Source organism: Armatimonadota bacterium (assembly GCA_018268395.1).
In the GTDB taxonomy this organism is placed as follows: Bacteria; Armatimonadota; Fimbriimonadia; order Fimbriimonadales; family Fimbriimonadaceae; genus JAEURO01.
The window spans coordinates 969,026-983,037 of sequence record JAFDWQ010000001.1 but is presented as its reverse complement, the minus strand read 5'-3'; the positions used below and the strand labels follow the sequence as shown (position 1 = coordinate 983,037).

The following is a 14,012-nucleotide window of genomic DNA, read 5'->3' as shown; positions in this document are numbered from 1 at the left end:
GACCCTGTCGGGCGCGATCGAAGGATCAGCGCTTGATCTTCGTGGTTGTCGAAGGCTTCGTCGCCGGCTTGATCGCTTTCGGAGCGGCGGCCTTGGCGGCCTTCACCGTCTTCGCGGTCTTCGATTTGACCGGCGGGCGGATCTCGGTCGTGCCGTCGTCATAGATGATCACGGTCGCACCTTCGATCACACGGTACGGTTTGCGTCCGTCGGCGGACTTGATCTTCAGACGGGCGTCCCGCTCGACCGCCTTGGCCGCGGCCGCGCGTTCGATCGCGATCCGGGCTTCGGCCAACCGCGCCGCTCCCGCGATCCGCGTCTCGGCAAGCCGTTCCTGAGCCACGCGGGTCTCCGCCAGCCTGAGTTCGGCGCGGCGAAGGGCGTCTTGTCCCGCCTTGCCCGCAGTCCGCGACTTGGCGAGTTCGAGTTCGGCCGACCGTCGGGCGTCCTGGGCGGTGGCGATGGCGTTCCGAGAACGGCCCAGTTCAAGCTCGGCCAACCGCTTCGCTTCCGTCGATCGCAGCGCGTCCTGCCGCACGAGGCCCGCTTGACGTGCGAGTCCGGCGCGGTCCAACTCCAGTTTCGCAAGACGGCGGGCATCGTCGGGCCTGACCTGGAGGCCCGTCGAGAGCCGATACTCGACAGCCCTCTTGACCCCGTCTTCACGGGGCGCGGCCAGCGGATCGGACTTGCGTCGGGCTCCGTCCAGCATCTCCGAAGCGCGCTGGAAGTACTCGCGGTCCTGATCGCCGAACGGGTCTTGCTTCGGAGCGTTATCGCGGACCGGAGCGAACGCGTCCCTCGTCGTGACAAAACGGAACTTCGGTGCCGAGGCAGGGCTGGCGAAGACGGTCCCCGCCTGGCGTCCCGTCGTCGCGACCTTCGGTGCGAACGCGGTCGAACCTCGCGCCGGACGAGCGGTCTGGAAGGAACTGCTCGGGGCGAACACGGCCGTACCCTCCTTCGGACGGACGAACTGGAACGAGCCGGACGGCGCGAACATCGCATCGCTCACGGTCGTGGCCCGTCCGGCCGAGACTTTGCCTCCCTTCGGGTCGCGGATTTGGCGATAGCGGGTCGGAGCCGCGGCTTGGCCCGCCACCGCTGGTGCTTCGACGATCATCGTCGGCCGTCCGATCGGATCGAGTTCGACCGTGCTTCCGATCGTCGCGGGCCGCCCTTCGGCGGCCAACGGGGCGATCGTCTTGGCACCGGTCGATTCGACGACCATAGCCGGTCGGCCGGCGACTTGCCGGGCGGGGCCGGTCATGACGGGACGTCCGGGCTCGGGGGCCGTCTCGCCGAGCGGGACCAAGACGTACCGGGTGCGTTGATTGCCGGCGCGCTTGGCGTTCTTCCGCTGGCCTGCGGCCGGTCGGAGGACATAGCGCTTGCCTTGTCGGTCGGTGACGACCATGGGGGCCGCCGGAGCGTCCTGAACGACTTCGAAAACCCGGCCTCCGGCCGCCGGAGCGTCTTGGACGATTTCGAAGACTTGGCCTTCGGCCGGTCGTTCTTGAGTCTGGGCGGCGACCAGTTGGGTGCCTGCCAAGAGCAGGCACCCGCCGATGGAGGCGCCGAGGACGACGAGTCGGGTCGTGGGTTTCATGGTGGTGTGTGTCCTTCTTTCAGGATCGAGCAAGCCGCGGATGCGTTGCTCGAGGGGGAACCGAGGGTCTAAAACGCTGAGGGCCAGAGCGGGCGCAGCGTTCGCTCGCCCTCCTTGGGCCAGATTGACGAGAAGCTTCGCAAACTCTTCACGGCTTCCATGGGCCAGCGAGGCGTTGTCGCACTGTTCTTCCATCGCGCGGTTGAGCTCTTTGCGCACGAGCCCGACCAACGGGTTGAACCAGTGGACGGCGGAGACGGTTCGGGCAAGGAGGCCTGTGGACAAGTGCCAGCTCCTGGCGTGCTCTGCCTCGTGGGCGACGATCTGACGGCACTGTTCAGCAGAGAGGCCTTCGCCGAAACCTTCAGGCAGGACGAGCACAGGGCGCAACGCCCCCGCAACGACCGGTACGGTCAAGGTGTCCGAGACCAGCGTGCGGTGGAACATCCTCGACTTGGGAAGCGCGAGCCTCGCCGACGCGGTCGCTTCGTTTTCGGAATAAGGCCGGGCCGTCGAAACGACGCGTCGGACGGCGGCGGCCCCGGCTCCGAGCTTGGCCAACGCAAGGGCCAGTCCGCCGACGTACAAGGCGGCGGCGGCACCTGCGAGGTCGAAGACGGGTTGAGACCTGGGAAGGTCGGCAGGTACCGGACCTTCCGTAGATGAGAGCGGAACGGATTCAGGGACGTCCTCTTCGACGACCAACGTTCCCGTTGGAACGGTGACGGTTGCGGAAGCAGGTTCGACCCTGGACTCCTTTGCGACCTGCTGCCGCTGTCCGAGGACCGGAAGAGGGATCAACGCCCGTCCCGAACCGAGGAACCCTCCAGACACGAGCGGTGCCGCCAAGCACACGGCGAGCGCCGTGGCGTAGACCCAGACTTTCAGCACCGCGGAACGCCGTGCCATGCGCCCGACCACAAGCGCGATGGCACAGGTCAGGGTCACGGCGAGCACGCTCTGGAGCGCCCAGCGGACCGAAGGTTCGAGCAACACTTCGGACAACGGCTTCACTTGACCTTCCTCCCGGCTTCTTCGATGACCGCCTTCAGGCGGTCGGCCTCTTCCTTGCTCAAGCCCTTCTCTTCGAGGAGGGCCATCACAAGACCTTCGGTCGAACCCTGGAACGCGGCATCGAGGACGCGGCGGACGATTTGCCGCCGGGCTGCGCCTTGGCCTTTCACTGCGCGGTAGAGGAACGCCTTGCCGTCCTGGCGGGTGTCCACCCAGCCTTTGTCGACCAAGCGCGAGAGGAGCGTCTGGACGGTGTTCTTCGCCAAGGGCCGCCTCTTCGAGACTTCGGACCACACGTCTCCCAGACCTGCCTCGTCCACCGACCATAGGGCCTGCATGACCTCCAATTGGACGTCGGTCAGGGGAGCGAGTTCGTCGTTTCTGTCCATCCTTGACTCACCTACATTTGTAGGTACCTGTTATACCTACATGTGTAGGTATCGGTGTCAAGGGTCGAGAAGTTCCCCCTCTTGGGACTTATTTTCGAGGCGGTTCTTCGGTCATGCCCCGCGTCTCGACGCCGTCGTACGCGTCAGCCTTGGCACGGCCGATCAAGCGGACTCCGTCGACGAAGCTTCGCTGAGGACGGTCGAGCATGTGGAGGGCGGCCGACGTCACGTTGGGGTCGGGCGCGAGGGAGTGGTCGAAGACGCCGGACAACTCGAACCGGCCCGAAGCCTGCCCGAACCCTCCACGGTCGGCCAGTCGAAAGGCCAGGGCGACCGGGCTTTGTGCGTCACCGCCCGGGTGCTTCCAGACCACGTTCGCCTGACCTGCGGCGTCGAAGGCGTCCAAGGCGCCACACGGGTTTTGATCGTCAAGGCACTCGTAGTCGACGCCCCAAGCCCCTTTGAACTTTGCGGTGTAGTGGTCGACGCGGATCCGGGAGGCACGCGCCAAGGCCCGGACCGATCCGATCCTGAGCTTGACGCCCTTCACGCGGAGGAACGTCTTACCGAGGTACGACTCGTTCGCATAGAAGGTGTGCCCTGCCGGTTCGTTCGGCCAGAGCGCCGCCGTCGCCCTTCCGATCGTGACCGTGAGGTCTTGCTGACCCGAGGCGAGCACGCCTTCTCGAAATCCGCTGATCTCGCCGATATCGACCGTGCTGCCTTTTCCATAGTCCCCGCTGGGTTCGGCGGTGAGCAACACGCCGCAGTTCGCAGAGACAGAGTCCGCCTCGAAGTGCACGGTGCCAAGCCCGACCACCGCTGCTCGGGCAAAGTCATGGTGGGACATCCCGATGTCCACTTTGGGCAACTCGCGGCCAAAGATCCAACCGATCCCGCGGTCCTCGGCTTCGACCCAGCGGACCGTGACCGCGCGCCGGATCTCTCCGATCTTGAGCGACGCTCCTGGCAGAAGCACGACGGCGGGCCGGTCCGGATTATTGTCGACGAGCGTCCCGTCGATCACCTGCTCGCCGCGCACGATCAAGGGGAGTCGCTCGTCCGTCCGGTCGATGACCCGGGGGGCTCCCTGCAAGAGGGAGAACGCGAGGGCGCAGGCTGGGAACAACGTCGGCATACGATCGTTTCGGTACGAGGTTCAGACGGCCCTAACGGCGAAAGGTCGCTCCGGGCCTAGGTCGTGGATGCCGCCGGGAAAAGAACAGCCGGGCCCCGAGGGAACCCGGCGTTTCGATCTGTTGCAAGTCAACTAGAGGTACTCGTTCTGTCGCCGCCACGTCCGTCGCGCTCTTGGCCTCCGAAGTGCGGCTACGAGAACACTGTACACTCATTATCTTCGTTTTCGATACAGTACTTAGGGATATTTATTCAATTTGAGATTTCTGACAGTAGGGTGACTGTGCTCAGCACGGAACTGGCTCCGGAGGGCACCGCACCCTGCTGGCGGTGATCCCGTCCTTGACCCCACCGGAGCCTTAGACACCAAGGTGTGACAACGCTTTCGACCAAGCCGATCGAAGGGCATCGTGCTTGTCGTACTGCCCGTGCGAGGCGACCGGGGCGTCGTTCTGGACGTCGTCGATGTTCTCGACCTGAATCCCGACGTAGGACGGCACCACGGCGCCGTCCTCCGTGCGCGGGTCGAAGAACTCGAGGCTTCCGGCAATGATGTCGCTGTTCGAATAGACGTTCAGCCACTTCATCTGTGACCGGACGCTCAGGGATCCGACGAGCGGGCTTCGAGACGTGATCGCCGCCGTCATGAGCTCCGACGATCCCTCGGACGTTGGTCGGAACAGGAAGGCGATCTTGTCGAGAGGGCTGCCGAACGTGATCAGCACTCTGACCTTCGGATCCTTGCCCGCTTTCACGTATTGAAGGACGAACTTGTTCAAAGCGTCGTAGGCCACCACACTTCCGAGAGAGTGGGCCAAGATCACGATCGAGTCGACACTGTCCATCGAGCGGACCGCTTCGAGGACGCCGACCGTGCGCTTCCGGATGCTGTCCCGCACTTCGAAGTGCTCGGACGAATAGTAGCCGTTCGCATAGGTCGCCAGATCGCCCGCATAGTTCAGCAAGAAGGACCGCGCGACCCAACTCGCCGCATAGACCACCAAGGCGACGACGATGAAGGCGACGGCCAAGGGCGAGGGCGGAACGTGGCCCTTCGGCAGATCCGAGACCGAGAGGAACCGTAAGACCGTACTGGCCGATGCGGTCGCGATGACCGTGCCGATCAGAACCATGAATCCAGCCAGGTTCGACTTCGACTTCTTCGGAGGCGGCCCGACGGGTCGGGCGTCGACCTTGGCTTTGACGCTGATCCCGAACGCCAGCGCCGTCAACAACGACAGCAGGCATCCGGCTCCAAGAGCGACGTGTCCGGCGTTGGGAACGAACTTGCCTTGCGCGACCAGGAGGAGCACCTCCGTGTTGTATCCGTTGATGGCGATGACCGAAACGAGGGTGCCGAGCGATAGGGCCAGAAAGAGCTTGGTGTGCTTCTGGGGCCGGAACGAAACCTCTTCGTCGAAGATCCTCCGTTTCAGCACCTTCGTCGAAAAGTTGGTGAAGGCGACGCCCGCCAGCCACGCGAGGATCTTAGCGACGGACATTTTGCCTTTGAGGAACGGCGAGTAGTACGCTTCGAAGACGGACACCGTGAGCGGTTTTCCGTCGGCTGTCACCGAAGTCACGTCGATCCGGGTTTCGATCCTTCCTTCCGTGCCTTCGACGGCGTCGACCGAGACCACAGGAGCAGGTTGCGGCGAACGCACGGAGAGCGCGTCGGCGACCTGCCGGGCCGCTCCCGACATCATCGAGTTCGGCAGGTGGGTGCCGATGCCGTGGAATGCGACCACGGCGACATGCCTCCCTTGAGACATTGGGGCCGCCGTGACGGATTTGGCCCGGTCTACGGACGGTGGAGGGGCGGAGGCCCCCCAGTTGATGGGGGTCTCCTTCCCGACGTTCTTCGAACAGGGGACGGACATGCTCACCGTCCGCCTATTTGCTCTGGAGGTTGAAGGTCAGGCCGATGAAGAAGTTCTTCACCCACTCCTTCCGCGTCGGCAAGGCCGATCCTGAGAAGGCGTCTCCGTCTTTAAGGCCGAACAGAAGGGCGTCTCTCTGGCGGAATTGCACGCCGAACGAGACGACGAGCTTGCCTTCGCGGTCCAAGAACCACGCCGGTCCGATCTGATAGGTGGGATCGGTCGCTTCGGAGGCCGCGATCGATGCGACCAAGCCGAAGCGGTGGTGCGACGGCGAATAGGCGCCAAGCGTCAACAGTTTTGGAAGCCAACCCGACTTGGAGTTCATCCCCATTTCGTCGTCGAACGCGACGAAGATCTGCCCGGTCAAGGTGCCCGTGACCCTTCGGCTGTCTCCTCGGACGATCCTCTGAGTGCCACCGGTGTCGGTCTTCAGGTCGTACTTTCCGAAGTCGTCGCCCGAGGTCAGCGAGATGCCTGCCCCGATCTTGCCGAAGAATTCGAGCTTCTTGGCGACAATGATCTCGACGTCGGTCGTGAACCCGCCTGAACCCGTGGACACGGTGACGGTCATGTCGTTCGACTTCGTGCCCGTGAACTCTTTGGCTTCACCCTTCTTGAGCTTGATCGGGCTCTGTTCGCCCGAAAGCGTGAGGGTCGCTTCGTTGGCACCGACGTTTTCGAAACGGACGACGCCGTCACGAGGAATGACGAACCTCCGGATCTTGCTCGACTCGTCAGAGTCGTCGATCGAGAGTCCGGTGAGGCCGACCTTAATGACGTGGAAGTTGGCCGACTCCTTCTTCTGAGCGGGCGGGACCGTTTGGGCAGGAGCCGCTGCCGCTCCCGCCGTCTGGTCTGCCGACGCGACCAATGGTGCATCGGACGACTGGGCTTGGGCGGGGACGACGAGCCCGACGGCGGCTGAGAGCGCCAAGACCGGAAGTACCGGGGCCTTCGGACTTCGGGAGCGCGCGCTCCGGTCGAAACCAACGAAGAAGGGGAACAGTTCGAGTCTCTTCACGAAGGGACAAACGGCGTTCCGGCGGACATCTCACACAAGACAGGAAGATTCTTCGGCGAATTCCCGGAAGACCGGCCAATGTCGCCCGTGTTGAGCCGTCCGGGCCGACCGAACGCACAAGGGCCCGGAGCCCTTGGCGTTTTCAATCAAAGTCTGGTGGAGGCGCAGGGAATTGAACCCTGTTCCAAAGTCGCCGCCGCATAGGTCACCACGAGCGTCTCCTCCCGTTAACTTCGGCGGGGCCCTGCCGGGAGGCAAGCGAGGCTTCCGCCTAGTCCGGTTTTGTTTAGAAGGTCAGGCTACGGACCGAAGCCCTTCCTTCGAGCCATCCTTTGCGTCGCCCGTTGCGGACCCCGATGGCAGGGTTCCGGTGGACGCACTGCGAAATTACGCAGCGTAAGCGAAGTTGTTGTTCGCGTTTACTTTTTTGCCGCTTTTTACGAGGCCAACGGCGCCTCGGCTCGCAACCGGTGCTCGATCCGACCCTGTCGAACCCTTTCGCCCCCAGTCGTCACTCAGTATAACGTCGGTCGGCCGTGCTCGGTTCGCGAGGACTAGGGACGGACGCCTGCGGGTCTGACGAAAGTCAGGTCCCGTTGCGTCGGAATCTGCCATACGCTGTCGCCTATGCATAAGCGTTTGACTTTCGTCTCCCTCGCGGTCGCGGGAGGCGTCCTCGCCTTCGCGGTCTCGAAGGCACAGGACTCAGGCATCCAAGCGGTCATCGGCAACGTGTTCCTCCAGAGCGACACGCCGGGCACGGCCCAGGTCGGGCACGCGAACATCAAAGGCACCTTCCGCGCCGGACAAGTCTTCGTACAGCAGGCGTCTGGGCCGACCATCCCTGTCGTCGGGAACAACACCGCGATCGCGGACGACACGGTCGGAGGCTCGTTCAGTTCGGCAGGTAGACGCGGAACCGGCGTTCGAGGCACGGCGACCAACAACATCGCCCCCGGCGGGATCGGCGTCTATGGCGAGTCACGGAGTCCGTCAGGAAGAGGGGTGCAGGGAACGGCTTCGAACGGGATCGGGGTCGTCGGCTCCGGGATCCAGGGCGTCTTCGGGACGACCAACAGTCAATACGGTGTGGCCGGACAATGCTTCGGGACCGGGACCGCCGGCGTGTTCGGCGAAGCGAAGAACTTCGGCGGCATCGGCGTCCTTGCCCGGTGGAACGGGAACAACGGCTTCGCCGGACTGTTCCAAGGCCGGACACAGGTCGAAGGCGACTTTCGGATCTTCGGCAACCCGATCAGCGCTCGCCATGTGACGATGGGGGACACAGGCCTTGCGATCATCGCTGAAGACCAAGGAGCACTCGTCCAGGTCTCCAACCTCTTCGGTCTCGATTCGACAGGCTACATCGCGGTCGTCAACCGGACGAACTCGGCCAAGATCGAGTCCACTTATTCCGGCGACCTACGGCCCGTGTTCCAACTCCGTGACCGGAACGGAGCGGTCCAAGCTGCGGTGTTCACGGACGGAAGCGAAAAAGGCACGGTGCAGGCCGATGTGAAGAACTTTGTCCAACCCGATCCCGACGACCTCGAAAAGGACATCGTCTACGCGTCGGTCGAAGGCCCGGAAGCCGCAGCTTACGTCCGGGGGACGGCTCGACTGGTCGACGGGGCCGCCGAAGTCGCCCTTCCGAAGCATTTCCAGAACGTCGCGCTGACCGACGGGATGACGGTACAGCTCACTCCGATGTCGGCCGACTCCGAAGGCCTTGCCGTAGTCGTCCAGGGCATCGGCGGCTTCAAGGTCCGCGAACTGCGCCACGGGAAAGGAAGCTACTCGTTCGCCTGGGAAGTCAAAGCGGTCCGTCGCGGATTCGCCGACTATAAAGTGTCCCGTCCCTGGGACGAACACCTTGCAGCAGAAAGCGACCGGGCGAAGACCTTTGCCGCACGGCTCAAGTCGGCTGAGCGTAAGTACGGCATCGTTCCGAAGCGGAAAGGGCCCTGACCGCGGCGCCCGTTCCTGCGACGGTCCGGCAGGCCCGGCGTCATACTGGACACCGATGTCGGCGATGATCGAAGTCGAAGACTTGCGGAAGACGTATGCGGACGGCACAGAAGCCGTCCGTGGCGTCTCCTTTTCCGTCGACCAAGGTGAGTTCTTCGGCTTTCTAGGTCCGAACGGAGCGGGAAAGACGACGACGATCAATATGCTCGTGAATCTCGTCCGACCGACGAGCGGGCGGGTCTCGATCGACGGCCTCGACATCACGAAGAACCCGAAGGAAGTCTACAGGCGGGTCGGATTCGCCATGCAGGAGATCGGGCTGGACGAGACCGCGACCGCGCGCGAGATGCTCGAACTGCACGGCCGCCTCTATCACCTGCCCAAGCCGAAGATCGATGAGCAGGTCGCCCGGCTCCTTAAGCTCGTCGAGTTGGAGAAAGTCGCGGACAAGTACACCGCAGCGTATTCGGGCGGGATGAGGCGTCGTTTCGACCTTGCGTTGTCGCTCCTTCACGAACCGAAAGTGCTGTTCCTCGACGAGCCGACCCAGGGTCTGGACCCGCACGCGCGCCAACTCATCTGGGGACATCTCAGAGAACTGAACCGGTCAGGGATGACGGTCTTCCTGACCACACACTTCATGGAGGAGGCCGAGGAACTGTGCGACCGGATCGCGATCATGGACAAAGGACAGATCGTGACGTCTGGAACCGTCAGCGAATTGCTGGCCGAACACAAGGCCAAAGACCTTGAGGAGGTCTTCTTGACGACGACGGGAAGCAACCTAGGGGACGAAGACGTCAGCAGTAACGTCACCGACCCTTACTCCAGGAACCGGATGTAGCGATGACGACTTTCTTTTCCGATTGGTACTACCTTTCGATTCGCAGCATTAAACAAATCTGGCGACCGTGGCTCGCGTTGCTGCCTTCGCTGTTCATCCCGGTCTTCTTCTTCGTCGTGAACGCCTCGGCCTTGAGCGCGTTCTCTCAGGTCCCCGGTTTTCCGAAGGACGTCTCCTACCGCGACTTCATCGCTCCGATCGCCCTGTTCACGGCCGTGTTCTTCAGTTGCGGCAATGCCGGGATCGAACTGGTCCAGGACATCTCGAACGGCTACTTCAAAAAGCTGATGATCATGCCGATCAGTCGGTTGACGATCATCCTCGGTCGGTTGACGGAGGTCGCCGTCCAAGCCGTCATGCAAGGGCTGATCGTCTTGGCCCTGCTTCTCGCGGTCGGCGTCAGGATCCAGACCGGAGTCCTCGGAACGGTCGCGATCTTCGGGTTGCTCGTCCTGTTCGCCATGGGATGGTCGTGCGTGAGCATGATCTCGGCACTGCGCACCCAGAACGCCCGGTTGGTCCAGTCCCTCTTCATCATCGTCTTTCCGTTCCTGTACCTCACGACGTCGCAGGCGCCGATGCACCTCCTGCCTCCGACGTTCCGGATCCTTGCGGCGTGGAACCCGGTGACCTATGTCATCGAGGGAGTCCGGGCCTTGGTGCTCAACGGATGGGACGACCCTTCGATCGGAAAGGGGTTCCTCGTCGCGGCGTGCGTGTTCGTCGTGATGGTCTCGCTGACTCTCGCGTCATTCAAGAAGATGCTCAAGTAGCAGGTCCTTGTCGGCTTTGTGACAGATGCTGTGACGATGCTGTGACAGCGGGTTTCCCATCATTTTTACCGACGGGCGATGGCCCGTGGGAACATGAAAATGAAACGCTTGCTTTTGCTGTCCGCTATAGCGGCGGCACTGTCGACAGGAGCTTCCGCCGCCCCGTTGGGCCAGGCGGACGTCGTTTGGAAGCTCAGTAACACGACTTCCGACGCCAAGGTGTACGACTCGGTGAAAATGCCGAACGGCGACATCGTCATCGTCGGCAACAAACTGGTGACCGACCATGACCTCTGGGCGGTCCGTATCGATCCTAACGGGAACGTCGTGTGGACCGTGACCTATCCGAAGCCGGGAGCTGCGGGGGACGTCTTTCCGGTCAAAGCCGCGCTCAGCCCGACCGGGGACGTCTACCTTGCTTGCGAAGTGACGGGGAACGTCACGGTCAGCGATTATTGGTTCGTCGTCCTGTCGCCGACCGGCGCCATGGTCAACGACCGTGTCGTCAACGAATTCCCCAACGACCAAGTCGGGGACATGAAGGTCGGCGTCGGCGGCAACGTCCTTTTCTGCGGTCACGGGCTGTCTCCGGACCAGCCCGTCGTCGTGAAACTGGACCCTGCGCTGAACACGGACTGGCTCTACAACTTCGGTAATCCAGCCGCAGTGATCGATCAAAGCGCACGGTCGATCGACGTCGACGTCACGGGTCAGGTCCTGGTCGGCGGTACGGTGGACAACGGTGGTCAGATCGACATCGGTCTCGACCGGCTCGATCCGTTAGGAGTGCCGATTTACTCGAAGACGATCGGTGATCCGGCGATCACCGACCGGGATCCGAAGGTCTTCCATGCGACGACCGGGGCCACCTACCTCACGTACGTCCGGGCGGCGGCGGCGCTGACTTCGGTCGGCAGGATCGCCAAGTTCGATCCCGCGGGCGTGTTCCAATGGAACTTCGACGAACCTTTGCTCGATTTCACGGCGGCCGCCGAGATGCCGGGCGGGGACATCGCGTTCGCCGGATCGGACGACGACGCTCCGTTCCGGTCGAAGTACTACCGTCTGACGCCGGCGGGCGCGCTCGTCTGGTCGCAGTTCGTCCCGACCCCTAACGTAGGTCGGAACCTCATGGACCACTTGGCGGTCGGACCGGACGGGACGATCACGTCGTTCTCGCACATCGAAGTCCTCGGCAAGCCTGGAGCCGACTGGCTCGTCAACTCGTTGTCGCCGAGCGGCGTCGAACTCTACCAGTGGACCTTTGACACGGGCGTCGGCAACTTCGACATTCCGTCGGGAATCGTCGCGATGCCTCACGGCGGCGTCATCGTCCACGGCTTTATGAACCTGGCGGGACTTGCCGAGAGCCACGTCTTCCGCCTCCAGCCGTACATGGACCTCGCCCCGGACACGGCGTCAGTCAAACGCGGTCGGCAGAACTCTGGAAACCTGGCCTCCCTCCAGGCCGACGATAACGACTTCTTCGAAGTCTGCAAGTTCATCGTGCCGAACGCGTCGACCCCGCCCGTGAACGTCGAGTTCGAAGCGACCGTGCCGAGCGCCTTCCCGTCGGGATCGTTAACTTTCGGCGTAATCGCCAAAGGCAGCACGCCGAACTTGTCCGCCGAAACCGAGGTCTTCAATTGGACGACGGGCCTGTTCGAGCGGGCGGTCACGACGCCGCTCGGATTGGCCGAATCGAACGCCCTGGTGGTCTGTGACCCAGCGACCCAGATCGAGGCGGGTACGGGACGCGTGAAGTCCCGGGTGCGCGTCAAAGCGACCGGCCCGACGGCGACGAACCTATGGTGCGTCCGCTTCGACCGCGCGACGTGGCGGTTGAGCCCCTAGCCCTCGGAACGCCTCTCTTGGCGACGGCGGAGCCTGAAGGCTCCGCCTCGCCGTTTCTGGACTCATAGGTATGGTTCTTGGTCAGGATGGACGACTTTTATCATCCGGGCCAAAGGGAACTGCAAGACCGCTTCGATTCCCGTCGCCTTGCCGACCGGATCGTCGAGAAAACGGTCCAGTCCGTTCTCGACGAGGAAGACAAGAGGTTGATCGAACGGCTTCCGATGTTCTTCCTGGCCACGGTCGGGCCGGACGGTGGGCCATCGTGCACGTTCCGTGGCGGCGACCCAGGGTTCGTCCGCGTCTTGGACCCGAGCACCCTCTTTTGGCCGGAGTTCGACGGTAACGGGATGTTCCTCGGCCTGGGCAACATCGTCCGTGAGCCGCGCGTGCACCTCCTGTTCGTCGACTTTCAAGCCCAGACGCGCTTTCGGGTCGAAGGGAGGGCCGAAATCGTGTACGAGGGGCCGCTTGTCGACGCGTGCCACGGGGCCAAGCTCGGTGTCGTCGTCCGCGTCGGAAAGGCGTTCCCGAACTGCAAACGGTACATTCCGAAAATGGAGATCGTGGAGCCTGCGCGACACGTTCCTCGTCCAGGAGCGCTGACGCCTGCCGCAGACTGGAAGCGCCGGGATTGGGCGTGCGACGTGCTACCGTCGGGAGACCCTGCCCTCGATCCCGAACGCCCCGACTGATTACGGTTCGCGAGAGCGGAACATCAGTTTGTCGAGCCCGATCACGAGTCCGCTGAGCGACCGGACTTCGCGGCACGCCAGCTTCACGCCTTCCATGAACGATGTGCGGTTCAGCGAATCGTGCCGGACCGTCAGAAGTTCGCCGGTACCGCCGAACACGACCTCTTGGTGCGCGACCAGTCCCGGTAACCGGACGGAATGGACATGGACGCCTTTGACTGTCGCGCCCCTTGCGCCCGGGTACTTCTCGATCGACCCGACGACCCCTCGCGGTTCCGATTCGCGCGCGGCCGAAATGATCTCGGCCGTCCTCGTCGCCGTGCCGGAGGGAGAGTCGGCCTTGCCGTCGTGATGGAATTCGATGACCTCGGCGCTAGGAAGCCATGGGGCGGCGATTTCGGCGAACCGCATCATCAAGACCGCGCCGACGGCGAAGTTCGGGACGAGCAGCGCCGGGGTCTCGTACTCGCGGCAGGCCGATCGGATCGCGGACAGGTTGTCGTTCCCGAGTCCGCTCGTGCCGATGACCACCGCGATGTTCCGTTTGAGGGCGGTCAACGTGTTGTCGGCCGCGCAGGACGGGTGGGTCAGGTCGAGCAAAACGTCTGGCCGCGAAGCGTCGAGGGTTTCGCCTAGCCGGGCCGTCACGGCGACGTCGGGGGCCGGGGCGCCCGCGAAGTCCGACGCGGACTCGCCGACATGGGCCTTGTCGATCGCGGCGACGACCTCGAACTCTGGGGAATTGCCGAACGTGCGGAGGCTCTCTTGGCCCATGCGGCCCGCTGCGCCGGCGACGGCGACCTTGATGACGCTCATGGGCGCGAG

General features: G+C 63.5%; 11 protein-coding genes and 1 other RNA gene. 5 read left to right on the top strand and 7 right to left on the bottom strand.

Translation table 11 applies throughout. The annotated features are described in order from the left end of the window. Nucleotides 1-25: 25 nt before the first annotated feature. The 6 genes from JST30_04515 to ssrA all read right to left on the bottom strand — a co-directional run bounded on the left by JST30_04515 (nt 26) and on the right by ssrA (nt 7,559). Nucleotides 26-2,623, bottom strand: coding sequence for a hypothetical protein (locus tag JST30_04515; GenBank protein ID MBS1713580.1), 2,598 nt, complete (start codon nt 2,621-2,623; stop codon nt 26-28). Continuing rightward, nucleotides 2,620-3,012 carry a BlaI/MecI/CopY family transcriptional regulator gene (locus JST30_04510; protein MBS1713579.1) on the bottom strand — a complete coding sequence of 131 codons (393 nt, stop codon included), beginning with the start codon at nt 3,010-3,012 and terminating at the stop codon, nt 2,620-2,622. Before JST30_04510 ends, JST30_04515 begins: the two co-directional genes overlap by 4 nt. An 88-nt stretch (nt 3,013-3,100) precedes the next feature. After that, a complete protein-coding gene (locus JST30_04505; GenBank protein ID MBS1713578.1) occupies nt 3,101-4,150 on the bottom strand; it encodes a hypothetical protein in 1,050 nt (349 codons plus the stop codon). 358 nt (nt 4,151-4,508) lie between these two features. Continuing rightward, on the bottom strand, nt 4,509-5,897 hold the full coding sequence (locus JST30_04500) for a hypothetical protein (GenBank protein ID MBS1713577.1): 1,389 nt from the start codon (nt 5,895-5,897) through the stop codon (nt 4,509-4,511). 145 nt (nt 5,898-6,042) lie between these two features. After that, a complete protein-coding gene (locus tag JST30_04495) occupies nt 6,043-7,053 on the bottom strand; it encodes a hypothetical protein (protein MBS1713576.1) in 1,011 nt (336 codons plus the stop codon). A 154-nt stretch (nt 7,054-7,207) separates the two neighbouring features. Continuing rightward, nucleotides 7,208-7,559, bottom strand: a transfer-messenger RNA (tmRNA) gene (ssrA, locus tag JST30_04490). Nucleotides 7,560-7,680: 121 nt separating this feature from the next. On the opposite strand from ssrA, the gene JST30_04485 reads away from it, so the two are divergent. The 5 genes from JST30_04485 (at nt 7,681) to JST30_04465 (ending at nt 13,187) form a co-directional block, all read left to right on the top strand. Then, on the top strand, nt 7,681-9,021 hold the full coding sequence (locus JST30_04485) for a hypothetical protein (protein MBS1713575.1): 1,341 nt from the start codon (nt 7,681-7,683) through the stop codon (nt 9,019-9,021). A gap of 64 nt (nt 9,022-9,085) precedes the next feature. After that, nucleotides 9,086-9,865 carry an ATP-binding cassette domain-containing protein gene (locus JST30_04480; protein ID MBS1713574.1) on the top strand — a complete coding sequence of 260 codons (780 nt, stop codon included), beginning with the start codon at nt 9,086-9,088 and terminating at the stop codon, nt 9,863-9,865. 2 nt (nt 9,866-9,867) lie between these two features. After that, on the top strand, nt 9,868-10,638 hold the full coding sequence (locus JST30_04475) for an ABC transporter permease (GenBank protein ID MBS1713573.1): 771 nt from the start codon (nt 9,868-9,870) through the stop codon (nt 10,636-10,638). A gap of 99 nt (nt 10,639-10,737) precedes the next feature. Next, nucleotides 10,738-12,492, top strand: a complete 1,755-nt coding sequence (locus tag JST30_04470; protein ID MBS1713572.1) for a hypothetical protein — start codon at nt 10,738-10,740, stop codon at nt 12,490-12,492. 86 nt (nt 12,493-12,578) lie between these two features. Beyond that, nucleotides 12,579-13,187, top strand: coding sequence for a pyridoxamine 5'-phosphate oxidase family protein (locus JST30_04465; GenBank protein ID MBS1713571.1), 609 nt, complete (start codon nt 12,579-12,581; stop codon nt 13,185-13,187). On the opposite strand, the gene JST30_04460 is transcribed toward JST30_04465, so the two are convergent. Beyond that, a complete protein-coding gene (locus JST30_04460) occupies nt 13,188-14,003 on the bottom strand; it encodes a 4-hydroxy-tetrahydrodipicolinate reductase (protein MBS1713570.1) in 816 nt (271 codons plus the stop codon). It lies immediately after the preceding gene. Nucleotides 14,004-14,012 lie beyond the last annotated feature (9 nt).

Bases quoted from the DNA above. Each gene is read 5' to 3' on its own strand.
- JST30_04510 (MBS1713579.1), bottom strand. From the start codon at position 3,012: ATGGACAGAAACGACGAACTCGCTCCCCTGACCGACGTCCAATTGGAG.
- JST30_04505 (MBS1713578.1), bottom strand. From the start codon at position 4,150: ATGCCGACGTTGTTCCCAGCCTGCGCCCTCGCGTTCTCCCTCTTGCAG.
- JST30_04485 (MBS1713575.1), top strand. From the start codon at position 7,681: ATGCATAAGCGTTTGACTTTCGTCTCCCTCGCGGTCGCGGGAGGCGTC.
- JST30_04480 (MBS1713574.1), top strand. From the start codon at position 9,086: ATGATCGAAGTCGAAGACTTGCGGAAGACGTATGCGGACGGCACAGAA.
- JST30_04475 (MBS1713573.1), top strand. From the start codon at position 9,868: ATGACGACTTTCTTTTCCGATTGGTACTACCTTTCGATTCGCAGCATT.
- JST30_04470 (MBS1713572.1), top strand. From the start codon at position 10,738: ATGAAACGCTTGCTTTTGCTGTCCGCTATAGCGGCGGCACTGTCGACA.
- JST30_04465 (MBS1713571.1), top strand. From the start codon at position 12,579: ATGGACGACTTTTATCATCCGGGCCAAAGGGAACTGCAAGACCGCTTC.
- JST30_04460 (MBS1713570.1), bottom strand. From the start codon at position 14,003: ATGAGCGTCATCAAGGTCGCCGTCGCCGGCGCAGCGGGCCGCATGGGC.